Here is a 24,281-nt window from a genome sequence, read left to right on the forward strand (position 1 = left end):
GACGCTGCTGCCCTTTCTACTAGTTGGTGATCTTCATGTAGAAGGCGTCGCCGTCGAGGATCCGGTTGAGGGTGTACATCTGGTCGAGCCTGCGGCCGCCGGTCTCATTGTCGTCGCCGTCGATCAGTCGGACGGAGAACCGGTTGTCGCCCTTGGTTGAACCTTCCTTCGTGGATGCGAAGGGGTACTCGTCGCACTGAAGGTCGGTTCCCGTGTAGTCGCCCCACACCTTTTCGCATTCCTTGATGGAGCGGGCGCGGTTCTTCTTCTGCTTCTCCTTGTCGACGAGCCGGTGCAGTGGTTCCTTCGCCCCTGGAACGGTCTTGCCGGGCCAGGAGGGGAAGGTCCGCTCAGGGCGCTTCAGGGCGTCGTAGATGTGCAGGGCGCTTTCGTTGACGGACGGGTCCTTCTGGCTCATCACGAGTTCCACGCGGGCCCTTGTGAAGACAGTGCCCTTGTACTTGCCGGCGATCTTGCCTGCGTAGTCGAAGCGGACGCTTGAGCTGTAGACGCCGACGCCTCCGGTGAACGGGCGGGAGCTGGGGGAGCTGGCGCTGAGGTCCATTGTGACGGTCGAGAAAACGCGCTGCTGGTTGCCTTGGTCGAACAGGGGGCCCCTGTCGGGGGAGGTGTAGGTGAGAGTCCAGTGGGGCTTGGTGTCCCACACACCGAGCAGTTCGTCGCGCTCCGCGGATTGGGGTGCGGTCACCTTGGGGTCCGGATCGCTGCTGGATGCGTTGATGATGTGGCGGAAATGCTGTCCGACGCGCCACTTGGTGGCGTCCTCGGTCGGTATGGGCTGGACCCTTATGTTCTCGATGCTGGAGATGTAGTCGACGCGGCGGCTGCCGTCGTAGGCGAACCCGAGGACCCATTGGTCGAACCAGAGACGGCCGATCGAGGTCGTGCCGCTCACATCACGCAGGACCAGGTCAAAGGGGATCTTCTGGCAGCTTTCGAAGCGGGACTTGATCCACCCGGTCGCGGCCTTGGCCTGTGCCGCGTGACCGGCGCACTGCTGTCGCAGATCCCGCTCAACGCCGGGAGCTGGATCGGCCGCCGTCTGCCGCGCCAAGGACTTCGCTCTGCGGGACCGGGCATATTCCGCGTAGGGCATGGGGCGGCTGAGCCCGCGCAGTTCCTCGGCGGGCAGGGAGGCGGCGTCGACGAACCCCGCGCCCTCGGAGGGCGGGTTGGCTACGGTCGAGTCGGCGGAGGCGGTGGTCGTGGCCGCGGTGAGTAACGTCAGGGCTGCCGTGGTGGCGGTGAGGCGTGCGATACGTATGAGTGCGGTGCGTATGTTCACGCGTGGACTCCTTGCGGGCGTGAGGAAGCTGCTGGGCGGCTGCGGCGGGCACCGTTCACGAGGCGTCGCAGAAGTCGCCCCAGCACGCCTCCAGCAGTGCGCCAGTGCGTGCGGAGTAGCGGGCGGTGAAGCCATCGAAACGGCGGTCGGTGTGCTGCAGTCCGGGTGTGGGGCTGGCTGATGTCACCGTCCAGATGGCACCGCCGCTCTCGTCGGCCGCATGCAGGGGCGCTCGCAACCCGGCAGGTGACGAGGGCGGCTCGACGGTGAGGGTGCCGCTGGGGACAGCGAAGGTGGCTGCGGCTCGGGCGCGGATGTCGGCCACCGAGACGTCTGCCCCGGCGGGGGAGTTCCCGATGACTCGGTCGGGGCGCAGCGCGGCGGCGTTGCAGACCCGAACGGTGACCACGCACTGGGACAGGCCGGGCACGGTGCCCAGGCAGCTGTCGGGATCGGCCTCCAGGCAAGCCCGCAGAGCCTGCTGGTCCACGCCGTTGAACGAGGCGGGCAGGCCCGTCGCAGCTGCAGAGGGTCTGTGGGACGGGGTAGTGAGCGCGGCAGCCTGGGAGGCCGCAGCGGCCTGCCGACGAGGCTTGCTCGCCGTCCACTGGGTGAACTTGCTGTTGTCGGTCAACTTGGTCGTGAAACAACTCGGCGGCTTGTGGGTCGCGCTACAGGCAGGAAGCGTGACGGACCGGGCCACGTTGCGCGTCGCCACCTGCTGCCACACCTTGTTCCCGGTCATGAACTGCATGCGGTTGGCGATCGCGGGGACGTTGATGTACTTCGGCCCGGTAACCTCCAGGCCCACATCGATGCGGTTGGTGCTTCCGCCGACCACCTTGATCTGCTTGGTGGTGGAACCGACCTTGTTGAAGTCGTACAGGACATCCCATTGGTCGCCGCGCTCCTGGCGGACGGTCATGTAGGTGTGGTTGCGCCTGTCCGGCTTGGTCGGGTTAACCCCCGTCGTGATGGCCTTCGTACGACCGCCGCTGGTGGTCAGCTCCGTCCAACGCGGCCCGTACGTGCGGGTAGTCCTCCCTGTCTTCTCCGCGTACAGGCCGATCTCGATGTTGGGGGCCAACGGACTGCTCGACGTGTTCGGGCTGACACGGAGGTAGTTGGCTACTTGCACGGATGCCGAGCCGGTGTCGGTCTGATCGAATGTGATCGGTACGTTGCGCCAGGTGGCGAAGCCGCCGATCATCGGCTCGCCCGGCTGGCTGCACGTCATCGCCCAGAAGGTGATGCGGGCACTGTAGAGAAGACTGCAGGCCTCCCTAGGGGCGGCGGCACTGGCCGACGGAGCGCTGCCGAGAACGGTGAATGCAGCGAGTGCTGTGGCCCCGGCGCATGTGGAAGCTAAGAATCTCGCGCGTGAAAGCGACAAGGTTCCCCCTGGAGTCGATCAATAATGGTCACCGAGGAACCTATGTGTGCGCTTCTCTGGCATCTATGCAGATAGGGTTAGTTGGCCGAGTCTCAACGCGTGAGCATCGTCACGTCGGCTGCCGGTCCAGGTAGCTAGACGGGGACAAAGGATGTCACCTTGATCGGGATCCGCACCGTAGGTGCTCAACGGCCGAAGATTGCTTGGCGCGCCTACGGTTGGTTTCGGCTGCGCCGAGTCGCGTGGCGTTTCGGAGTGAGCATGAGATTTCGGTCGACCTCACGTGCGATTTCGCCATCAGGCTCTACGACCGGACCCTTGCGGTAAGGGGGGACGCTGCCTCGGGAGCGCGCTGGCGCTCCATTTGCGAGCAGCTGCGCTCTACCTCAACTGCCGCTTGCAGTGTAGAGCTCGCAGTGAATCCCACCAGATCGAGTGAGTGCTGACTAAGGGATGCGAGGCATGCGGGCACCCCGGTGGCAGAGTCCACCATGCACGTCGGTGGTCTGTCACCGGCGTCCGCCTCATGCCGCCGTCGGCGGATCAGGAACCAGTTGAGAGAGCCCAGGCACACGGTGCCGTTGGGGTTGATCCTTCTGCGGGCGTCGGCAGGTGGACCGTACGCAGCGGAACGCGCCGAACAACCAGCTTTGTCGGCTTCAGTCCCGCGGCCGCGAGGCTCCGCCTCGGGCGCGTGTCGCGCGCTCGGCGGACGGGTGCGCGCTGTCGCCCAGCTCGAGCTGGGAGAAGCAATCCCTTTGGCAACCAAACGGCCTGAGGGCATCTACCCCTACATCGGCACCGATGTGTGGGGCGAGCGGCTTGCGGACGCTGTCGAGAACAACTGCGAGCAGGAGGGCGTGATTCCCCCTCCGCGCTCCGCGATCATCGAGGGCCTCGCCACCGCTCTCGGCGACACGGAGATCAAGAAGATCGTCGCCACCTCGCGTGGGAAGAAGGTCCTCACCCCCTCCGCGTGGCGCACTCTCCAGTCGGGCGAGGACAAGGTTCTTCTGCTCCTGTGCGACGTCCACGGCGCGGCCACGGTGCCGTGGGACCTCAACGACCGCACTGTCAGTTCCTGGGCCCCGCCCAGCCCGGAGGCCACCCAGCGCGTCGTCGAACTCGTCGCCGCCGAGGATGACCTGGTGAACGCGGAGAAGGCCCAGAAGCTTGCCGAGAAGGAGCGCAATGCCCGTCGGCGGGCGCCCGGCGACGACCCGCACGCCGCTTCGGCGCTCGCCGCGGCGGAGGAGAAGTACGCGCAGGTCACCAGGCGGGTGCGGGAGGCCGAGCGCGCGAAAGCAGCCTTGCTCGCCGCACTCGGCCAGCGTCGGCCGCGCCCGGTAGTCCGCGCGGCTGAGGAAGACGGTGAGCCGAAGGCGGCCCTCGTCCTCGCTGAGCAGCCCTACGAAGTGGCCTTCCACATCCACGGCTACGCCGTGGAGAACCTGCGGCGCTCGGGCAAGACCCGCGGCTACGACCTGAAGGAGTCCATGGTCGCGGCCGGCCAGCTGACGCGCGGCATGAGCGTCCTCCAGCAGTGGCAGGTCACCAACCCCGACGGCACCACCTCCCGGCTGTGGCGGATGGTCGCGGTGACGGCCAACAACCGCGCCCTGGCCCGTCTGGACATCTTCGATCTGCGCTCGGAGTACCTGGTGACAGGGATGCCGCAGGCCGCTGTGCCGCTGCCCAAGGGGCCTAACGACCCCAGCTTGCTGCTGCTCAACCAGCGGGAGATCCTCAACCGAATCTCGCACGCCTTCAACCAGGCCGGTGCCCTGGAGGCAACGGAACCGGATCACAAGGCGTTGCGGGCGATGAAGATTGCCACAGTGCCCGCCGAAATCGTCATTGGCTGCAACAACCCGACCGCGCTGGAGCATGTGCTGCGGGCGCTGAACGTCAACGACCACCTGCGCGGGATCCAGCCGTACGACGAGGACGCGCGCCTGATCTCCCTGTTCGCCACGCTCGTCGACGCCTACGCCAAGGAGGACAAGCTCGGTCCGATTCTCGCCGACACCTTCCCCACTGCCCAGGGGGCCGGGCTGCTGGACCTGGCTGGGGTACGCGATGCCCTCACCGCGAACGGCCCCTTGGAACCGCTGGCCTCCCTGCTCCCGGTCGACGAGAAGGTCACGCCGGCCGCCCTGCGCGATATCGCCATCCGGGCGATCACCGCCCTTGTCTTTCCGGACGTCCCCCCGGCCGGCCCGCAGACGGGCAAGCGTCAGGTTAGGGACACCGGACCCTACTGGCCGATCGTGAAGGCCGCGCTGCAGGAGGCTCCGTGGAGCCAGGTCCGAAGCAAGACCGCGGAGGCCCGGACCCGGCTGTGGTCCGCCGCCGTCGCGCAGCTCTTCCTACACCGCGCCAATATCCTCTCCGCGCTCGGCCTTTTTGGCACGGCCGAGGTCAAGGAGGGCTCCGGGCAGGACCCGAGGCCGCTCAAGGAACTGCTCCTTGGGGCCGAAGCGGGAGATGCCACGGCGTGGGCCGCGCTGGTGCGCCGGATGGCTCCCGCGCTCATGCACGCTCCCGAGCCGCTGATCACTCCTGGCCAGGGCAGCGAGGCGGGAGGGAGTCGGAAGGGTGTGCGCCGTACGCCGACGAATGCTCTCGCGGCTCTGACGCTCGCCTATACCGAGACGGTTCCGGGTGTCAGCAGGGAGCTGCTCCTTGCGTTCGCGCGGTCCGTGTTGCACCACCCGGACGCGACCCAGGCGCCCGAAGCCCCCGATGGCGGACAGCCGGTCTGCTACGGCGAGAGCCTGTGGAGCGAAGAGGACCGAACGCCGATCGTGCCGGGGATGGTGCTCGCTCCCGACCTCAACGGTGCTGCCACCGCCTTCGTCGCCGACAAGGAGTGGTTCGACCACCTCTTCCCGCCGGAGTTGGGCCGCGCTGCTCGTTCCGGCGGTGACACCGGTAGCGAGGGGACAAGTTCCGACGGTACCGATCAAACGGACGGCGCCACGACCGTGCAGGGGCAGGCTCCGTTGTCTGACCCACGTGATCGGCTGGCAGAGCTCAGGCGGGAGCTACCTGCTCGGATCGAGTTGGCCGAAGGTATCTATCAGCGTGCCGTCGAGGCCGCTAATGCCCTCCTGGCGGACTTCGACGAAGCCAGTCGGCTGCGCTCCCGGCTGGGCGAGGACCCGCTGCCCGCAGACCAGAGGATCCAGTGGATGGAGCGCCTAGCGTCCGCCCGTACGACGGCCCAGGCCAGTGCGACCGTGCTCAGCCAGGTGGAGACGCTCATTCTGCAGGTCTAGAACGCGGCAGCCGCCCCTCGGACAGCGGAGACGGCCCACTCGCCACCGACCGGGGGAGTGCGTTCAACGACGGTGCGGCCCACGTCCTGACGTGAGCGGCAGTGGCCGAGACTGCCAAACAGCGTCAGGGGCGCGGTGCTGCTTGCCTCTGCTGAAACAGCAGAGGCAAGCAGCACGGGGTGTGCGGGCGGGATCGGAGATCATTAGGCTCCCGGTGGGCGCCGACCACGCGGCCATGCGTCGAGGGCTTCCTGAGGCGGATGCCGCTGTAGCCATTTGCGCGCGGCATCTTCGCCGAAGCCGTGCGACCGGAGAACTTCAAGGGCGGTTGCTCGCACGGTTCGCGCATTGTCTACGCGGTCTAGGTGTGATTCCGACCTGCGTCCACGGTACCGCTCCGGTGCCTCGCCCTTCCGGTACTGCATGACCGCGATGCTCGCCTTCCGCCGCACGTACCGACGAGTCGCCTCTGCGCCCCTCGCTGGATCGAATCCAGGATGGATCAGTTGTTCAAGCAGAGTCGCGGCCGCAGAAGCTCTGCCCGGGGTGTGGGTCTGCCGCTGAATGCGATCGACTTTCCGCGGGTATGCCATCTCGACGGGGTTCGCCAGTGCCGGCTCATCACCCTTGATGTAGCCGTGCCAGTAGCCCTTCAAGACCGCCTGGCACGCGAATTCGCAAGAGGTCGAGGGTGATGGCCGGTATGCCGTGGGCCGTGAATAGCCCACGCAGAGGGCATGACTGGTGCTAATTGGGCTAGACAACAAAGAACCCCCGGGCAACTGGCCTGGGGGCTCTGGATGGAGCGGGTGACGAGAATCGAACTCGCGCTCTCAGCTTGGGAAGCTGATGTTCTACCATTAAACTACACCCGCGTAAGACGCCGACAGGAGCCGGTGTCGATGCTCGCTCACTCTACCTCATCGCAGACCCCCGGTGCTGAAGCCGTGGGGTCTGAGTGCGTTTCAGGGGTGGGATGCGGCTGCGGGGGGCGGGAGTTGGGGCGTACGGTGGAGGTGTGGGAGAGGGTCCCGATGGGGCCGGAGTGCCGCCTGGAGGGTCGTCCCTTTCATCCCGTAATGTGGGCTTTCGTCGTCACGGGATTCCACCCAGGCGTGACGCGGCTCTTGGGGAAGGGACTAAAGGGACTTGATGGAACGCACCGTCGTCCGCTGTGCCGATGGGCACGTGTTCAGCACCGCTTCGTTCCCGATGCAGCAGGCCGAGCGGCTCGGTCCGGGCCGGCTTCTGCGGTGTCCTCGCTGTGCGCGGCTGCGCAGCGTCGTGCCGGTCGTGCTGCAGAAGCGGTAGGCCTGCCGGATCCTGATCGGTAACCCTCCGTTACCGACTTCTCGACACGGAGTGGCACGCTCAGCGCGCGGAGTCGTCACGATTGTGGCGGGTCCGCGCGCCTTGCGTATCCTCGGGGCGTGCTTCTCTCAGACAAGGACATCCGGGCCGAGATCGACGCCGGGCGGGTACGGATCGATCCCTACGACGAATCCATGGTGCAGCCGTCGAGCATCGACGTGCGGCTGGACCGGTACTTCCGGGTGTTCGAGAACCACCGGTACCCGCACATCGACCCCGCCATCGAGCAGGCCGACCTCACCCGGCTGGTCGAACCGGAGGGCGACGAGCCGTTCATCCTCCACCCCGGGGAGTTCGTGCTGGCGTCGACGTACGAGGTCATCACCCTGCCCGACGACCTCGCGTCCCGGCTGGAGGGCAAGTCGTCCCTCGGGCGGCTCGGGCTCGTCACCCACTCCACGGCCGGGTTCATCGACCCGGGCTTCAGCGGGCACGTGACCCTGGAGCTGTCCAACCTGGCCACGCTGCCGATCAAGCTGTGGCCCGGTATGAAGATCGGCCAGCTGTGCATGTTCCGGCTGAGCTCGCCGGCCGAGTTCCCGTACGGCAGTGAGCGGTACGGATCCCGCTACCAGGGGCAGCGCGGGCCCACCGCCTCCCGTTCCTTCCTCAACTTCCACAGGACCCAGGTATGAGCGACGTACGGGAGAACCTGACCTACGAGCGCTTCGGCGTCGCGATCCGCGAGCTCGCGCAGACCATCGCCGACGACGGCTACGAGCCCGACGTCGTGCTGTCCATCGCCCGTGGCGGGGTGTTCGTCGCCGGCGGGCTCGCCTACGCGCTGGACTGCAAGAACATCCACCTGGTGAACGTCGAGTTCTACACCGGTGTGGGGACCACTCTGGAGATGCCGGTCATGCTGGCGCCCGTCCCCAACGCCATCGACTTCTCCGACAAGAAGGTCCTGATCACCGACGACGTCGCCGACACCGGCAAGACGCTCAAGCTGGTGCACGACTTCTGCCTCGACCACGTCGCCGAGGTCCGCTCCGCGGTCATCTACGAGAAGTCGCACTCCCTGGTGAAGTGCGAGTACGTCTGGAAGCGCACCGACGAGTGGATCAACTTCCCCTGGTCCGTCGAACCGCCCGTCGTCAAGCGCGCCGGCCAGGTCCTCGACGCCTGAGCGGACAGAAGTGAAAGGGGGCTCCCTCGGGAGCCCCCTTTCTCATGTCCTGCGTCCCTCAGAACGTGCCCAGCTTCACGATCGACAGCAGGGCGATCAGCTGGATCGAGGAGGCGCCCAGGGCCTTGGGCCAGGGCAGGTCGTGGGAGCGGCTGACCATGAGGGTCAGCAGGGCGCCCGCCGCGACCCAGGTGGCCCAGCCGAGGATCTGGACGAAGGAGGCGTCGCCGCCCGCGAACATCGCGACCAGCAGGCGCGGGGTGTCCGTGAGGGACATGATCAGCATGGAGAGGCCGACCGTCGGCTGCCAGGCGCCGTCGCCGCCGAGCTGGCGGGCCAGGGTGTGCGTGACGACGCCCAGGACGAAGGCCGACACCACCATGGCGACGGCCGTGGTCAGGACGATCGGCACCGCGTTGGAGAGGGTGGCGTTGATCGCGTCCTCGCGGGCGCCGTCGAAGCCGAAGACGGCCAGCAGCCCGTAGAGGAAGGTCACGATGAGGGCCGGGCCCCACATCGTGTAGTCGCGCATCCGCAGGAAGGTCTGGCTCGGCTCCAGGACGATGCCGCGCAGCAGCGCCTTCCAGTGCAGCCGGGGGCCGATCGGGCCCGACGGGGGCGTGGCACCCGCGTGATAGGTCTCACCCTGGTTGTACTGGGCGTGGTCGTCGATCGAGAACGCCTGGGTGTGGCCCGGGTTGTTCGCCGCGTACGGGTCGTGCGGGGGCGCGCCGTAGGGATCGCCCTGACCCTGTCCCTGCCCCTGACCGCCGCCGCTACCGCCGAAGTACTCCGGCTCGCCGTCGCCGCCCCAGCTCCCGCCGCCCCCCGGCGGCTGCTGCCGCGCCTGCGGGTGCGGGTACGGCTGCGGAGCCGACGGGTAGCCGTACGACGGTCCCTGCGGCGCCTGCCGTCCGTGCGGGGGGTGTTGCGGTCGCGCGTGCGGGGCGCGGTCGTCCCGACCGTTGCGTCCGTTCCTGAATCCAGCCACGCCTTCGAACGTACCTGGTCCCGGAGAGTGACGTGCCGGGCCCGGCCCTCCGGGCCCGGCTTTGCTGCCGAGCTGTGACATCCCCTACGGGGCTGCCGACGCCTCCCCGTAGGGGATACGCCGCTCAGTCCGCCATGTTGGCGCCGAACATCGGCTTGTCCGCGAGGGACACCCCGACGGCGTACGGGGTGACGACCCGCGCGCCCGTCGTGGTGATCTTCGCCCCGCCCGACCGGAGGAAGGTCACCGTGCCGTCGCCGGCGTTCTCGGCGGAGCCGACGATCAGGTCGGCGCGGCCGTCGCCGGTGAGGTCGTCGAGCTTGACGTCGTAGCCGAAGTAGTCCTTGTCCTCGTTCTCGCCGGGCACGCCCGCGGTGTTCTGCGTGAACAGCTGGGCGCCGGTGGTGCGCAGACCGGACCGGGAGCCGTAGAGGACGGTGACGGCGCCGGTGTCGGCGTCGTCGCCCGCGCTCTCGCCCGCCGAGGAGATGGCCAGGTCCTGGAAGCCGTCGCCGTTGATGTCGCCGAGGTCCAGCTCGAAGCCGAACCCGTCGGTGTTCTCGCCGGCGTCGGGGACGCCCGCGCTGTCCTGGGTGATGCCGGTGACCGTGCCGGGGCCGGAGGCCGAGCCGTAGGTGATCCAGACCTTGCCGCCCTTGCCGGAGTACGGGACCGGCGTGCCGTCGGGCTCGCGCGTGTCGGCGTCCCAGCCGCTGACGATGTCGCCGAAGCCGTCGCCGTTGATGTCGCCGATCCCGGTGATCGTGCCGGGGCGCAGGGACTTGGCGGCGGCCACGTTCAGGCCGGTCGAGGTGCCGGGGACGTAGTAGTTGTGGTTCCAGCCGTAGTCGGACGTGGTCTCGTAGCCGTCGACGATCAGGTCGGTGCGCTTGTCGCCGTTGACGTCGCCCGCGGTGAGGTTGATCGGGCCGCGGGCCGTGCCGCCGGACCTGATCGGGGCCTTGAAGGAGCTGCGGCCGCGCCCCGCGGTGCCGGTGGCGGTGATGCCCCCGCGGTAGACCTGGACCACGTTGGACGTGTTGCCGACCGCGAGGTCCGCTCTGCCGTCGCCGTCGAAGTCTCCGGCGGCGAGGTTCTTGCCCCACTGGTCGTTCGCCGAGGGAGCCGGGTTGGGGACCAGGACGCCCCGGCCGGTGATGCCGGAAGCAGAGCCCCACAGCACGGTCACGGTGCCGCTGTCCGCGTTCCCGTTGACGTCCTCCCAGGGGGCGGAGACGGCGACGTCGTCGTAGCCGTCCTTGTTGAAGTCGGCGTAGGCGTGCTCGGAGCCGAAGGTGTCGCCGGCCTCGGCGGCGTCCGGGGTGCCGGTGGAGTTCTGGCTGATCACCGACCGCTTGGCGGAGGAGACCCCGCCGGTGGTGCCGTACAGGACGACGAACTGACCGGCGCGCGCCTTGCCGTTGACGTAGGCGCCCCAGGCCGAGAAGCCCACGTCCCCGATGCCGTCGCCGTTGAAGTCGGCCTGCGGGACGTGCATGGAGTCGGCGGCCGTGGCCGGCGTCGCCGCGAGGGTGAGCAGCCCACCCGTCAGCGCGGCGGCGGCCGTGGTCGCGAGGGTGGTGCGCAGGTGCTTGTGCATGCGTGAGGCCTCCTGAAGATCTGCGACCAGGAGACACACGCGAAGGCCGAAGGGTTGTACGGCAGTTCGAGAGACCCGTGGGGTTTCAGTCACCCAGGAAGTCGTCCGTCGAGAACGTCACCGCCGGCGTGGTCGCGATCACGCCTCCCTCGACCCCCGCGTACACCGCGACCGTGTCCTTCGTCTCCCCGAGATACGTCCGCACCGCCAGGTCGGCGAGCCCGTCCCCGTCGAAGTCCGCCGCCGCGAGGACCCGGGAGGTGCCGTGGGCGGTGGCCTCGACGGTGAACAGGTCCTTGGGCGAGGGTCCCGTCGTACGGCCGTGGAAGACGCGGATTCCGGAGCCGCTGGAGACGAGTTCGCTCAGCCCGTCGCCGTCGAAGTCGGCCGTGTCCAGCAGGGAGCCGCCCGCGTCGAGGATGCCGGGGTCGGCGGTCGGCAGGTCGTAGCGCAGGGACGTCTCGGCGACACCGCCGACGGCCGCGTCCAGGTCGGCGCCGCGGCCGAGGCGGCCCAGGGCCACGTCGAGGCCCCGGGGCAGGGCCGCGCCGGTGCGGGCGGGGCCGGTGGGGCCGCCGAGGACGAGCGTGGCCGTGGCGGGGCCCTCGGCGGCCCGTACGACCAGGTCGTCGTAGCCGTCGCGGTTGACGTCGGCGACCGGACCCGTGGGCAGGTTGCCGGGTGAGGGCAGCGGTGCCCCGGCCGCACGCGGGACGCCCTTGCGGGTGAAGGGGCCGCGCAGGAAGCTCAGTTGCCGGTCCGAGGCGTGGACGACGAGGTCATGGGCGTCGTCGCCGTCGAAGTCGCCGCACACGGGCTGGTCGGGCCAGTCGTTCCCGGCGCGCGCGGCCGGGGGGATGACGAGCTTGACGGCCTTGCCGGTCAGCCCCTGGGGCGAGCCGAAGAGGATCTGCAGCGGCACCGGAGGCTGTCCCTGCCCGTCGAAGGGCGGGTCGGTGGAGACGACCAGGTCGGTGAAGCCGTCCGCGTCCAGGTCGCAGGCGGCCTCGGCGTCGAACACGTTGGGCAGCTCGCCGTCGGTCGGGGCGGCGTTGCGTGCCGGGCTCAGCAGCTGCCGGGCGCCCGGGGTGAGGCCCTGCGGGCCGCCGTAGACGATGCCGATGCCGGCGTCGTCGCTGTGCGCCTGCGCCTTGACCAGGTCGTTGAGGACGAGGTCGCGCCGGCCGTCGCCGTTGAAGTCGTCCGCGACCTTGCTCCCTCTCCCGCGCGGGACGGGGAGCTTGGCGGGGGCCTGGGCGGCCTTGAGCGGGGTGCCCTCCTTCGCGGAGGCGCCGGGGTCGTCCGTCGGCCCGCACGCGGCCAGGAGCACGAGACAGCCGACGGCCGCCATGCCCGTCCCGGGGGTTCGCATCGGCACCGTCCACCTTGTCCGTACCGTCGACAACGACTCAGTAGTGAAGCATGCGTTCGCAGGGGGCGACAGCCCAGGGGCCGGGACGGCGGGGGGTGGTTGCCGACGTCCCCGGGCTGCGGGTTGTGTGTGGCTGGTCGCGCCCACGCGGCGGAGCCGCATATCGATACAGCCCCGCGCCCCTTGGGGCGATGCAGCCAGAGGCGCGCGAAACCGCGCGAGTCGCCCCGAACGCCGACGCCCCCCGCCCGTCGAGGGCAGGGGGCGTCGAAAAGGGCCGTACGGGTTACTTCACCGGCTCCGGCTCGGTCTCGCTCTCCGACTCCGTCGAGTCCTCCGGGTCGACCGGGGTCTTGACCGAGTCCAGCAGGAGCTGGGCGACGTCGACGACCTGGATGGACTCCTTGGCCTTGCCCTCGTTCTTCTTGCCGTTGACCGAGTCGGTCAGCATGACGAGGCAGAAGGGGCAGGCGGTGGAGACGATGTCCGGGTTCACGGACAGGGCCTCGTCGACGCGCTCGTTGTTGATGCGCTTGCCGATGCGCTCTTCCATCCACATGCGCGCGCCGCCGGCGCCGCAGCAGAAGCCGCGCTCCTTGTGGCGGTGCATCTCCTCGTTGCGCACACCCGGGACGGCGGCGATGATCTCGCGCGGCGGCGTGTAGATCTTGTTGTGGCGGCCCAGGTAGCAGGGGTCGTGGTAGGTGATGATGCCCTCGACCGGGGTCACCGGGATCAGCTTGCCCTCGTCGACGAGGTGCTGGAGCAGCTGGGTGTGGTGGATGACCTCGTAGTCGCCGCCGAGCTGCGGGTACTCGTTGCCGAGCGTGTTGAGGCAGTGCGGGCAGGTGGCGACGATCTTCTTGGCCGACTTCGGCTTCGCCGACTCGGGCACGACCTTGCCGTCCTCGTCCATCTCCTCGCCGAAGGCGGCGTTGAGGGACATGACGTTCTCCATGCCGAGCTCCTGGAACAGGGGCTCGTTGCCGAGGCGGCGGGCGGAGTCACCGGTGCACTTCTCGTCGCCGCCCATGATCGCGAACTTGACGCCCGCGATGTGCAGCAGCTCGGCGAAGGCCTTGGTGGTTTTCTTCGCGCGGTCCTCCAGGGCGCCGGCGCAGCCGACCCAGTAGAGGTACTCGACCTCGGAGAGGTCCTCGATGTCCTTGCCGACGACCGGCACCTCGAAGTCGACTTCCTTCAGCCACTCCAGGCGCTGCTTCTTGGCCAGGCCCCAGGGGTTGCCCTTCTTCTCCAGGTTCTTGAGCATCGTGCCCGCCTCGGACGGGAACGCGGACTCGATCATCACCTGGTAGCGGCGCATGTCGACGATGTGGTCGATGTGCTCGATGTCCACCGGGCACTGCTCGACACAGGCGCCGCAGGTGGTGCAGGACCACAGCACGTCCGGGTCGATGACGCCGTTCTCCTCGGCGGTGCCGATCAGCGGGCGCTCGGCCTCGGCCAGGGCCGCCGCGGGCACCTTGGCGAGCTGCTCCTCGGACGCCTTCTCCTCGCCCTCCATCGTCTTGCCGCCGCCCGCGAGCAGGTACGGCGCCTTGGCGTGGGCGTGGTCGCGCAGCGACATGATCAGCAGCTTCGGGGAGAGCGGCTTGCCCGTGTTCCAGGCGGGGCACTGCGACTGGCAGCGGCCGCACTCGGTGCAGGTGGAGAAGTCGAGGATGCCCTTCCAGGAGAACTGCTCGACCTGGGAGACACCGAAGACGTCGTCGTCGCCCGGGTCGGCGAAGTCGATCGGCTTGCCGCCGGAGGTCATCGGCAGCAGGGCGCCCAGGGAGGTCTCACCGTCGGCGTTGCGCTTGAACCAGATGTTCGGGAAGCCGAGGAAGCGGTGCCAGGCCACACCCATGTCGGTCTTCAGCGAGACCGTGATCATCCAGATGAAGGACGCCGCGATCTTCAGGCCCGCGAACAGGTAGGTGAGGTTCTGGAGGGTGGACAGGTCCAGGCCCTCCAGCGCCGAGACGACCGGGTACGAGATGAAGAACGAGGCCTCGTAGCCGTCGACGTGGTGCTGCGCGCCCTCGAGCGCGTGCAGCATGAAGATGCAGACGCCGACGATCAGGATGATCGTCTCGACGAAGTACGCCTGACCCGTGTTGGAGCCCGCGAACCGGGACTTGCGGCCCGGACGGTCCGGCCGGGACAGCTGGCGGATCACGATCAGCACGAGGATGCCGACGACCGTCATGGTGCCGATGAACTCGACGAAGACGTTGTACGGCGCCCACTCGCCGATGACCGGCAGCAGCCAGTCGGCCTGGAAGAGCTGGCCGATGGCGTTCACGATGGTCAGCAGCAGCGTGTAGAAGCCGATCGCCACGAACCAGTGCGCGACGCCCACGATGCCCCAGCGGTTCATCCGGGTGTGGCCGAGGAACTCCTTGGCCAGCGTGATCGTGCGCAGCACGGGGTCGTTGGTCCTCGCACCGGCCGGGAGCGGCTGGCCGAGCATCACGAAGCGGAAGATCTGAAGGACGGCACGGCCGAACAGGGCGACGCCGACCGCCATCAGGACCATCGACACGATGATCGCGGCGAGTTGCATTTCGGGGCTCCTCGGGCCTGCGAGGGGTTCTTCGGTGAGGTTCGGTGAGATTACTAAGCGGTAACTTATGCAGTCCTCTGAGACTACCCGTATCCCTTGTCGCACTGTAGTCAGGCGCTCGGTGATCTGCGTCGCTGAGGCACCCCTCAGTGACGCGCGGCGACGGCACGCCGACTCGATGCGCCATTCGTACCAAATCATGACATTCGCCTTAACTTGGTGCCGTGCCTCTCAGTGCCGTGCTCTATGGGACCGCCGCGGCCACCGCCGCCCTGCTGCTCGCCGCCCTCCTGGCGGCCCTGCTGCGCACCCCTGCGCTCAGAGCCGGCCTGGTCGACCGGCGCCGCCGCACCCGCGCCGTGCCGCTGCTCGGCGGCGTGGCCGTCGCCGTCACGGCCGGCGCGGTCGCCTGGACCGGGGAGCTCCTCGGGGCCGCCCCGCTGGACGCCGAGACGACACGCCTGCTCGTGGCCGGAGCGGCCGTGGCCGCGCTCGGTCTCGCCGCCGACATCTGGCGGCTGCGCACCCGCTTCCTGCTCGCCGGTACGGCGGTGGCGGCCGCGTGCGTCGTGCCGTACGAGATCACCGGGGTGGCGGGCGGGGTCCTCGCGGCGCTGTGGGTCGTCGTCGTCACGGTCGGCTTCCGGGCGCTGGACCACGCCGACGGGCTGGCCGGCACGGCCGGGGTGGTGACCGCCCTCGGAATCGGGGTGTGCGCGGCCGTGGAGGTGCTGGACGGGCTGGCGGTGCTGATGAGTGTGCTCGCGGCCGCGATGGGCGGGTTCCTGATGCAGGGCCGGCGGCCCGCGCGGATCGCGCTCGGGGCGTGCGGCTCGCTGTTCGCCGGGTTCCTGCTCGGCGGGGCGGCCGTCCTCACGCGCGCGGGGCATGATCCGGCCGTCTCCGCCGGGGTGCTGCTCGCCCTCGGCACCCCGGCCGTCGCGGACCTGCTGCTGGTGGTGGCGGCGCGACGGCTGGCCGGCCGGGCCCTGCTGCGCGGCGGCCCCGACCATCTCGCGCACCGGCTGCGCAGGCTCGGACTCGCCCCGCGCGGGGTGAGCGTCGTGCTGGGCACCTCGGCCGCCGTGAGCGTCTCCGTCGGGGTCCTCGTGCACACCGGCTCCCTGGGGGCGACGGCCCTGTTCTGGGTGGCCGGCGGGGTGCTGGGCGTCGTACTCGCACTGCTTGTGCTGACGTCTTCCGCGTCACATCGGCGGGCATCGCCGCAGGTCACAGGCCAGTTGCGCGTAAGGAACGGATAAGAGTTGAGTCCGCTCGGCTCAGGTCTGTTGACCGGGCGGGACGGGTCATGCACACTTGAGTCCGTTCCACTCAAGTCAGCTGGAGGAATCAACCATGGCACGTGCGGTCGGCATCGACCTGGGCACGACTAACTCCGTCGTCAGCGTTCTCGAAGGCGGCGAGCCCACCGTCATCACCAACGCCGAGGGTGCCAGGACCACGCCGTCCGTCGTCGCCTTCGCCAAGAACGGCGAGGTGCTGGTCGGTGAGGTCGCCAAGCGCCAGGCGGTGACCAACGTGGACCGGACCATCCGTTCGGTGAAGCGTCACATGGGCACCGACTGGAAGATCGAGCTCGACGGGAAGCCCTTCAACCCGCAGCAGATCTCCGCCTTCATCCTCCAGAAGCTGAAGCGCGACGCCGAGGCCTACCTGGGCGAGAAGGTGACCGACGCGGTCATCACCGTCCCGGCGTACTTCAACGACTCCGAGCGTCAGGCGACGAAGGAGGCCGGCGAGATCGCGGGCCTGAACGTCCTGCGCATCGTCAACGAGCCGACCGCCGCGGCGCTGGCGTACGGCCTCGACAAGGACGACCAGACGATCCTCGTCTTCGACCTCGGTGGCGGCACCTTCGACGTGTCCCTGCTGGAGATCGGCGACGGCGTCGTCGAGGTGAAGGCCACCAACGGCGACAACCACCTCGGTGGTGACGACTGGGACCAGCGCGTCGTCGACTACCTGGTCAAGCAGTTCCAGTCCGGCCACGGCGTGGACCTGTCCAAGGACAAGATGGCCCTGCAGCGCCTCCGCGAGGCCGCCGAGAAGGCCAAGATCGAGCTGTCCTCCTCCACCGAGACCTCGATCAACCTGCCCTACATCACCGCCTCCGCCGAGGGCCCCCTGCACCTCGACGAGAAGCTCACCCGCGCCCAGTTCCAGCAGCTGACCGCGGACCTGCTGGAGCGCTGCAAGACGCCGTTCCACAACGTCATCAAGGACGCCGGCATCGCCCTCGGCGAGATCGACCACGTCGTCCTCGTCGGCGGCTCCACCCGTATGCCCGCCGTCGCCGAGCTCGTCAAGGAGCTGACCGGCGGCAAGGAGGCCAACAAGGGTGTGAACCCGGACGAGGTCGTCGCCATCGGCGCCTCGCTCCAGGCCGGTGTCCTCAAGGGTGAGGTCAAGGACGTCCTGCTCCTCGACGTGACCCCGCTGTCCCTCGGTATCGAGACCAAGGGCGGCATCATGACCAAGCTCATCGAGCGCAACACCACGATCCCGACCAAGCGGTCCGAGATCTTCACGACGGCCGAGGACAACCAGCCGTCGGTGCAGATCCAGGTCTACCAGGGCGAGCGCGAGATCGCGGCGTACAACAAGAAGCTCGGCATGTTCGAGCTGACCGGTCTGCCCCCGGCGCCGCGCGGCGTCCCGCAGATCGAGGTCTCCTTCGACATCGACGCCAACGGCATCATGCACGTGACCGCGAAGGACCTGGGCACGGGCAAGGAGCAGAAGATGACCGTCACCGGCGGCTCCTCGCTGCCGAAGGACGAGGTCGACCGCATGCGCGAGGAGGCCGAGCGCTACGCGGAGGAGGACCACAAGCGTCGCGAGGCCGCCGAGACCCGCAACCAGGGCGAGCAGCTCGTCTACCAGACCGAGAAGTTCCTCAAGGACAACGAGGACAAGGTCCCGGGCGACGTCAAGGCCGAGGTCGAGGAGGCGCTCTCCGAGCTGAAGGAGACCCTCAAGGGCGAGTCCGCCGCAGGTGACAACACGGCCGAGATCCGCACCGCCACGGAGAAGGTCGCGGCCGTCTCCCAGAAGCTGGGCCAGGCCCTGTACGCCGACGCCCAGGCCGCGCAGGCCGCGGGTGACGCGCCCGGCGCCGAGCAGCCCAAGGCCGACGACGATGTCGTCGACGCCGAGATCGTCGACGACGAGCGCAAGGACGGTGCCGCGTGACGGAGGAGACCCCGGGCTTCGAGGAGAAGCCCGACGTCCCCTCCGGCGCCACCCCTGACGACGCCGAGCCGAAGGCCGCCTCCCCCTCTCCGGAGGAGGGGGCGGCCCCGGCCGGGGACGGAGCAGCAGACGCCGGTCTGGTCGCCCAGCTGGACCAGGTCCGCACGGCGCTCGGTGAGCGCACCGCGGACCTCCAGCGGCTCCAGGCCGAGTACCAGAACTACCGCCGCCGCGTCGAGCGTGACCGGATCGCGGTCAAGGAGATCGCCATCGCGAACCTCCTGACCGAGCTCCTGCCGACACTCGACGACATCGGCCGCGCGCGGGAGCACGGCGAGCTCGTCGGCGGCTTCAAGTCCGTCGCGGAGTCGCTGGAGACCGTCGCCGCGAAGATGGGCCTGCAGCAGTTCGGCAAGGAGGGCGAGCCCTTCGACCCGACGATCCACGAGGCCCTGATGCACTCCTACGCGCCGGACGTCACGGAGACGACCTGCGTCGCGATCCTCCAGCCGGGGTATCGCATCGGAGAGCGCACCATCCGCCCCGCGCGGGTGGCGGTCGCCGAGCCGCAACCGGGCGCGCAGACGGTCAAGGCCGAAGGGGCCGACGAGAAGCCGGCCGGCGACGAGAAGGACGACAGCTCTGAAGAGGGCTGACGAATCCCGTGGGACCGGATCCCATGGGACCGGATCCCAAGTGACCGGAAAGGAGGGACGTCGGGGATGAGCACCAAGGACTTCATCGAGAAGGACTACTACAAGGTCCTCGGCGTCCCCAAGGACGCCACCGAGGCCGAGATCAAGAAGGCGTACCGCAAGCTCGCCCGCGAGTTCCACCCGGACGCCAACAAGGGCAACGCCAAGGCCGAGGAGCGGTTCAAGGAGATCTCCGAGGCGAACGACGTCCTCGGCGACCCCAAGAAGCGCAAGGAGTACGACGACGCCCGCGCGCTGTTCGGCAACGGCGGCTTCCGCCCCGGACCGGGCGCGGGCGCCGGCTCGTTCAACTTCGACCTGGGCGACCTCTTCGGAGGCGGCGCCCAGGGCGGAGGAGGAGCCGGCGGCTTCGGCGGTGGCTTCGGCGACGTCCTCGGGGGACTGTTCAACCGGGGCGGTGCCGCCGGCACCCGCACCCAGCCCAAGCGCGGCCAGGACATCGAGTCCGAGGTCACGCTGAGCTTCACCGAGGCCATCGAGGGCGCGACCGTCCCGCTGCGGATGTCCTCCCAGGCCCCCTGCAAGGCCTGCTCCGGCACCGGCGACAAGAACGGCACGCCGCGCGTGTGCCCGACCTGCGTCGGCACCGGCCAGGTGGCCAGGGGCTCGGGCGGCGGCTTCTCCCTCACCGACCCCTGCCCCGACTGCAAGGGCCGCGGTCTGATCGCGGAGAACCCCTGCGACGTGTGCATGGGCAGCGGCCGCGCCAAGTCCTCGCGCACCATGCAGGTCCGCATCCCCGCCGGAGTCTCCGACGGCCAGCGGATCCGGCTGCGCGGCAAGGGCGCGCCCGGGGAGCGCGGCGGCCCGGCCGGCGACCTCTATGTCGTCGTCCATGTCGGCGAGCACCCCGTCTTCGGCCGCAAGGGCGACAACCTGACCGTGACCGTGCCGGTGACGTATCCCGAGGCGGCTCTCGGCGGCGAGGTCCGGGTGCCCACCCTGGGCGGCCCGGCCGTCACCCTGAAGCTGCCGCCGGGCACGCCCAACGGCCGCACCATGCGGGCCCGCGGCAAGGGCGCGGTCCGCAAGGACGGCACCCGCGGCGACCTGCTGATCACCGTCGAGGTGAGTGTCCCGGCGGAGTTGTCGGAGAAGGCTCGTGACGCGCTCCAGGCGTATCGCGAGGCGACCGCGGGCGAGGTCGACCCGCGGGCGGAGCTGTTCGAGGCCGCGAAGGGAGCCTGAGTCGGATGGACGGCCGTCGTCCCCGCCCCCGCGGGGGTTTCTCACCCTATGAGTTGACCGACGAGACCCCGGTCTACGTCATCTCGGTGGCGGCTCAGCTGTCTGGCCTGCACCCGCAGACGCTGCGCCAGTACGACCGCCTCGGCCTGGTCTCCCCGGACCGCACGGCCGGGCGGGGCCGCCGCTACTCGGCCCGTGACATCGAGCTGCTCCGCCAGGTGCAGCAGCTGTCGCAGGACGAGGGCATCAACCTGGCCGGCATCAAGCGGATCATCGAACTGGAGAACCAGGTCGCCGCGCTCCAGGCCCGGGTCGCCGAAATGCAGGACGCCCTCGACGGGGCGGCGGCGGCCATGCGCCAGCGCGAGGCCGCGGTGCACGCGTCGTACCGGCGCGATCTGGTGCCGTACCAGGAGGTGCAGCAGACCAGCGCGCTGGTGGTGTGGCGGCCGAAGCGGCAGCCGGGGGACTGACGTTCCCCGACATACGGGAAGGGCCCGGAGGTTCGAGTGAACCTCCGGGCCCTTCCCATGTGGGCGGTCAGACGGCGGTGGCGCGGCGGCGGCGCTTGCCGAGCGCGGCGACACCGAAGCCGACGGCGAGCAGGACGCCCGCGACGGTGGCGTACAGGCCGGCACCGGAGCCGGTGGAGGCGAGTGAGCCGGAGGCGGTCGCGGAGCCGGAGGTGCCGCCGCTCGTGCCGGCCGCGGCGGTGGTGGACGCGGAGGCGGCCGGGGTCGCGGTGGAGCCGGCGGAGGCGGACGCCGAAGGAGTGGCGGACGGGGTGGCCGACGGCTGCGTGGACGGCGTCGCGGACGGCGAGCCGGTGGCGGCCTGGGCGGGCAGGACCTTGGCGTCGGCCAGGGAGTCGAGGAACAGCTCACCCTCCATGAAGTGCAGCGCGTGCAGCCGCACCCAGGTCTCCTTCTCGACCTCGGAGTCCTCGTCCAGCGAGAGGAACAGCTTCAGGGAGTCGGTGTCCCCGCCGGTGTTGAAGCCCTTCGCGAGCGGGGGCAGCTCGAAGTGGTTCGGGCTGGACTCCAGCATCTGCACGGCCTTGCCGTCGATCTCGGCCTCCAGGGCGAAGTCCATGCCCGGCAGGGCGTCGACCACCAGGCTGCGGTCGATGTCGTCGGGGAACTCGCCCGGACCGGTGGTGCGGGTGGTCAGCGACATCGGGGCGCGCTCACCCGGGTGCAGCCGGACACCGGCCGTCGGGTCCAGCCGCACGTCGATCGTGCCGGGCTTGATCGCCGGGTCCGTCTTGAACACCACGGTGTTGCGGGCCGGGTCGGCGGTGACGTTGCTGCGCAGGCTCTGCGCGGTGAGCGTGAAGTCGCCGTCGTTGGTGGGGTACTTGGCGCCGAGACCGAAGGTCACCTTCCAGGTGAACTCCTCGTGGGCCGGGACGGAGAAGGCGCCGAAGGCGTCCCCGGAGGCCGGGAAGAACAGGCCCTGCCACTGGCCGTCCTGACGGCCCACCCGGGACTTGGTGGCCGGGGCGTCGAGCGCGGCGACGTCGAAGACGACCGAGTCGTTCAGCATCGGGCTGGGGCCGTCGGCCTCGCCGTTCAGCGCGGCCTGGAAGTCCTGCGCCGTGTCGGAGGAGTTGGTGACCGTGAGGGTCATCGTCCGGGTCTCGCCACCGCGCTTGACGGTGCTGTCCGGGACGGGCGCGCCGAGCGTCATCGTCAGCGGCTTGGTGCTCGTCCCCTCGGCGGCGATCGCGGTCGCCGGGAGGAAGGCGGAACCGGCGACGGAGGCGACGAGGATGGCGGCGGCGAGACGAGCGGACATGGTGGAGTCCCCCAAGGAACGAAAAAAGAGGCAGAGAGGAGAGAGGTGCCCCGCCTGCGACCGGCTCTCGGATGTCTCCGAGTCCCCCCGGCGGCCTGCGGTGCACCTATCTTCACCCCTGCTTCATCCTTGATCCATCGGTGGTTCGTCACTGCTTCGCAACAGCGCCGGAAGCCCCGATTCCACAGGTCAGGCGGGCGGCGTCGCCACGGACGTGTATCGGGAGAAGGTCTCCGTGCCGTCGGCGGTCACGGCCGAGACGACGTAGTGGCCGGTGGTGCCGCGCGGTGACGCCGGGTCGGTCCAGGTCGCGGCGCCCGCCGGAAGGGGCTGCGGCGTCAGCAGGACCCAGTCCTCCGTGGTGCGGTCCCAGCGGCGGACGTTGAAGCCGGTGGACTCGCAGGTGCCGGAGCAGGACCAGGCCAGCTCGGCCTGGCCGGAGGCGTTCGCCGTGGCGGTCAGGGTCCAGTCGTAGGTGTACGGCGGGTTCCAGGTCGGGTATAGGTAGTACTCGTTGATCTCCTCATGGGCGACCGCGGCCCAATTCCCCTGTGCAGCCAGGGAGTTGCCGTCCACGTCCACCGCGTCGACGTAGTACGTCCAGGACTCGTCGTCGACGACCTGGACGTCGGCGTACTCGGTGGTGCCCGGGGCGACGGTGGCGATGCGCTCGGGCGTGCCGGCCGGGGGCATGCCGGGGTACTCCTGCAGGACCCGGTAGACGTCGTACGCGGCGAGGTCGGCGGCGGGGCTCGCGTCCCAGCGCAGGACCGTGCCGTACTCGGTGCCCGTGAGGGCGAGGCCGGTCACGGCGGGCGGCGGGGTGGCGTCGGCGCGGGTGGCGCTGCCCGTCTGCGAGGCCTCGGACTCACGGCCCTGGGCGTCGACCGTGTGGACGCGGTAGGAGTACGCCGTGCCGACCTCGGCGGTGGTGTCGGTGCAGGCGTACCGCGGGTGCGGGTCGTCCGGGACGCTGATGCGGGCGGGCGCGCAGGTGACCGGCTCGGGCGTGCCGGAGCCGGCCCAGCGGTAGACACGGAACGCCTCGGGGCCGTTCGCGGGCGAGGTCCAGGAGACCTCGATGCCGCCGGCGGCGCTGCGTACGCCGTCCAGGTGCGGCACGGCGAGCGGGCGGCTGAACTCCAGCACCGGGGAGGTGGCGGTGTTCCCGGCGGCGTCGGCGGCGGTGACGCGGTAGTACGAGGTCTCGCCGTAGGGCGCCGTCGCGTCGCGGTAGGCGGGCGTGCCGACCGTGGCGATCCTGGTGAACGCGCCGGTGGGGGAGGAGGCCCGCTCCACGCCGTACGACACGGCGTCCGGGTCGCTGCCCCACTCCAGGTCGACGCCCGTCCAGTTGTCGTGGCCGGCGCTCGGAGCCGTCAGGTGCGGGGCGGTCCGGTCGGCGGTGGTGACGGCCGCGGCGGCGCTGCCCGCCGACTCGTTGCCGGCCCGGTCCACGGCCCGCACCTCATAGGCGTACGAGGCTCCCGTGGCCGGAAGTACCTCGGCGAAGGACGTCTCGGTCAGCAGGGCGGGGCCGCTGACCAGGGCGGCCTCGGCCGCGCCCGGGTCGCGCCGGTAGACGCGGTAGCCGGCGAGGTCCATCTCCCGGTTCGGCGCCCAGGTCAGTCCGGCGCGGCCCGACGTCTCGTCGTACGACGTGACCGTCCCGGTCGGCGCGAGCGGGGTGACCCGGTCGGTGCCCGGCGAAGTCGCCGGGGTGTAGGCGAACTTGACGCTGGCGGGGCCGGTCCAGTTGACGTAGTCGACGCGCAGGGTGTGCTCGCCCGCGGGGACGTTCAGGTCGAGCGTGCCGGAGACGGTGGAGCGGCTGTCCTTCCACAGGTCGATCCGGCGCTCGCCGTCGAGGTAGACGCGGATGCCGTCCTGGCCGGAGGCGGTGAGGGCGAAGGGGCCGCCGGAGCCGAAGTCGCGGGTCAGGGTCCAGCGGACGCCGAAGTGGTTGTGCCGTAGGCCCGCCGGGGCGCCCCGGCCCCAGTCCTCGTCGACAGCGTCGTCGCAGTCGGTGCTCTGCGGGGTGCCGGAGAAGGCGGTGTTCGCGAAGACCTCCCGGGTGAACTCCGGCGCGGCGCAGCCGGTGGAGGCGGAGGCGGGCGCGGCGACGACGGCCAGGAGACCGCCGGTGGTGGCCAGCACCACCGCGGTCGCGGCGGCGGCGGTGGAGCGTCTGGGTCGGTACATGGGGTCCTCTCTCAGAACAGCTGTCGTGATCACGACTCGTGGAGAAAGGGATTGGTTGTGCAGGGGAGTTGTGACCGGTTGTGCAGGTGTTTCGCTGTGTCTTCACGTACTGAACGGAATGTGATGTTGTCATCTCGTTAAGTGATAAGCCTT

General features: G+C 69.7%; 16 protein-coding genes and 1 tRNA gene. 8 read left to right on the forward strand and 9 right to left on the reverse strand.

The genetic code is table 11. The features are described from left to right. Nucleotides 1-19 precede the first annotated feature (19 nt). Together ACIQ6Y_RS14570 and ACIQ6Y_RS14575 are read right to left on the reverse strand one after the other, a co-directional pair. Nucleotides 20-1,306 (reverse strand): NucA/NucB deoxyribonuclease domain-containing protein, encoded by a 1,287-nt coding sequence (locus tag ACIQ6Y_RS14570; RefSeq protein WP_404037460.1) that lies wholly within the window; start codon nucleotides 1,304-1,306, stop codon nucleotides 20-22. Between the two features lie 55 nt (nucleotides 1,307-1,361). After that, complete coding sequence (locus ACIQ6Y_RS14575; protein WP_404037463.1) at nucleotides 1,362-2,543, reverse strand: hypothetical protein; 1,182 nt, start codon at nucleotides 2,541-2,543, stop codon at nucleotides 1,362-1,364. Nucleotides 2,544-3,457: 914 nt separating this feature from the next. On the opposite strand from ACIQ6Y_RS14575, the gene ACIQ6Y_RS14580 reads away from it, so the two are divergent. After that, complete coding sequence (locus tag ACIQ6Y_RS14580; RefSeq protein WP_404037466.1) at nucleotides 3,458-5,980, forward strand: hypothetical protein; 2,523 nt, start codon at nucleotides 3,458-3,460, stop codon at nucleotides 5,978-5,980. An 801-nt stretch (nucleotides 5,981-6,781) separates the two neighbouring features. On the opposite strand, the gene ACIQ6Y_RS14585 is transcribed toward ACIQ6Y_RS14580, so the two are convergent. After that, nucleotides 6,782-6,855, reverse strand: a tRNA-Gly gene (locus ACIQ6Y_RS14585). Nucleotides 6,856-7,410: 555 nt separating this feature from the next. Here ACIQ6Y_RS14585 and dcd point away from each other — a divergent pair. Together dcd and ACIQ6Y_RS14595 are read left to right on the forward strand one after the other, a co-directional pair. Further along, on the forward strand, nucleotides 7,411-7,986 hold the full coding sequence (gene dcd, locus ACIQ6Y_RS14590) for a dCTP deaminase (RefSeq protein ID WP_404037469.1): 576 nt from the start codon (nucleotides 7,411-7,413) through the stop codon (nucleotides 7,984-7,986). Continuing rightward, nucleotides 7,983-8,480: a phosphoribosyltransferase gene (locus tag ACIQ6Y_RS14595; RefSeq protein ID WP_404037471.1), complete on the forward strand. Its 498-nt coding sequence runs from the start codon at nucleotides 7,983-7,985 to the stop codon at nucleotides 8,478-8,480. Before dcd ends, ACIQ6Y_RS14595 begins: the two co-directional genes overlap by 4 nt. A 58-nt stretch (nucleotides 8,481-8,538) precedes the next feature. Here the strand turns inward: ACIQ6Y_RS14595 and ACIQ6Y_RS14600 are convergent, their stop codons facing one another. From ACIQ6Y_RS14600 to ACIQ6Y_RS14615, 4 genes are all read right to left on the reverse strand, one after another. Continuing rightward, the gene (locus ACIQ6Y_RS14600; RefSeq protein WP_404037473.1) at nucleotides 8,539-9,552 is read right to left on the reverse strand and encodes a YIP1 family protein; all 1,014 of its coding nucleotides are present in this window, start codon (nucleotides 9,550-9,552) and stop codon (nucleotides 8,539-8,541) included. 43 nt (nucleotides 9,553-9,595) lie between these two features. Then, nucleotides 9,596-11,071 (reverse strand): VCBS repeat-containing protein, encoded by a 1,476-nt coding sequence (locus ACIQ6Y_RS14605; RefSeq protein WP_404037476.1) that lies wholly within the window; start codon nucleotides 11,069-11,071, stop codon nucleotides 9,596-9,598. Nucleotides 11,072-11,156: 85 nt separating this feature from the next. Then, nucleotides 11,157-12,443 carry an FG-GAP repeat domain-containing protein gene (locus ACIQ6Y_RS14610; RefSeq protein ID WP_404037478.1) on the reverse strand — a complete coding sequence of 429 codons (1,287 nt, stop codon included), beginning with the start codon at nucleotides 12,441-12,443 and terminating at the stop codon, nucleotides 11,157-11,159. 286 nt (nucleotides 12,444-12,729) lie between these two features. Further along, nucleotides 12,730-15,012 (reverse strand): heterodisulfide reductase-related iron-sulfur binding cluster, encoded by a 2,283-nt coding sequence (locus ACIQ6Y_RS14615; RefSeq protein ID WP_404037481.1) that lies wholly within the window; start codon nucleotides 15,010-15,012, stop codon nucleotides 12,730-12,732. A 239-nt stretch (nucleotides 15,013-15,251) separates the two neighbouring features. Between ACIQ6Y_RS14615 and ACIQ6Y_RS14620 the strand changes: the two genes are divergently transcribed. The 5 genes from ACIQ6Y_RS14620 (at nucleotide 15,252) to ACIQ6Y_RS14640 (ending at nucleotide 20,602) form a co-directional block, all read left to right on the forward strand. Continuing rightward, nucleotides 15,252-16,274, forward strand: coding sequence for an MraY family glycosyltransferase (locus tag ACIQ6Y_RS14620; protein ID WP_404038365.1), 1,023 nt, complete (start codon nucleotides 15,252-15,254; stop codon nucleotides 16,272-16,274). Nucleotides 16,275-16,368: 94 nt separating this feature from the next. Further along, entirely contained in the window at nucleotides 16,369-18,225 is a 1,857-nt protein-coding gene (gene dnaK, locus ACIQ6Y_RS14625; RefSeq protein ID WP_404037484.1) for a molecular chaperone DnaK, read from the forward strand. Then, nucleotides 18,222-18,881, forward strand: a complete 660-nt coding sequence (gene grpE / locus ACIQ6Y_RS14630) for a nucleotide exchange factor GrpE (RefSeq protein ID WP_404037487.1) — start codon at nucleotides 18,222-18,224, stop codon at nucleotides 18,879-18,881. The genes dnaK and grpE overlap by 4 nt, the downstream gene beginning before the upstream one ends. Nucleotides 18,882-18,947: 66 nt before the next feature. Then, nucleotides 18,948-20,129 (forward strand): molecular chaperone DnaJ, encoded by a 1,182-nt coding sequence (dnaJ, locus tag ACIQ6Y_RS14635; protein ID WP_404037490.1) that lies wholly within the window; start codon nucleotides 18,948-18,950, stop codon nucleotides 20,127-20,129. Nucleotides 20,130-20,134: 5 nt separating this feature from the next. Then, entirely contained in the window at nucleotides 20,135-20,602 is a 468-nt protein-coding gene (locus ACIQ6Y_RS14640) for a heat shock protein transcriptional repressor HspR (protein WP_404037493.1), read from the forward strand. A 67-nt stretch (nucleotides 20,603-20,669) separates the two neighbouring features. Here the strand turns inward: ACIQ6Y_RS14640 and ACIQ6Y_RS14645 are convergent, their stop codons facing one another. Both ACIQ6Y_RS14645 and ACIQ6Y_RS14650 read right to left on the reverse strand, forming a co-directional pair. Beyond that, on the reverse strand, nucleotides 20,670-21,926 hold the full coding sequence (locus ACIQ6Y_RS14645) for a hypothetical protein (RefSeq protein ID WP_404037496.1): 1,257 nt from the start codon (nucleotides 21,924-21,926) through the stop codon (nucleotides 20,670-20,672). Nucleotides 21,927-22,115: 189 nt separating this feature from the next. Then, nucleotides 22,116-24,128, reverse strand: a complete 2,013-nt coding sequence (locus tag ACIQ6Y_RS14650) for a PA14 domain-containing protein (RefSeq protein WP_404037499.1) — start codon at nucleotides 24,126-24,128, stop codon at nucleotides 22,116-22,118. Between the last annotated feature and the right edge of the window lie 153 nt (nucleotides 24,129-24,281).

Origin of the sequence: Streptomyces sp. NPDC096205 (genome assembly GCF_044763135.1) — a bacterium.
In the GTDB taxonomy this organism is placed as follows: domain Bacteria; phylum Actinomycetota; class Actinomycetes; order Streptomycetales; family Streptomycetaceae; genus Streptomyces.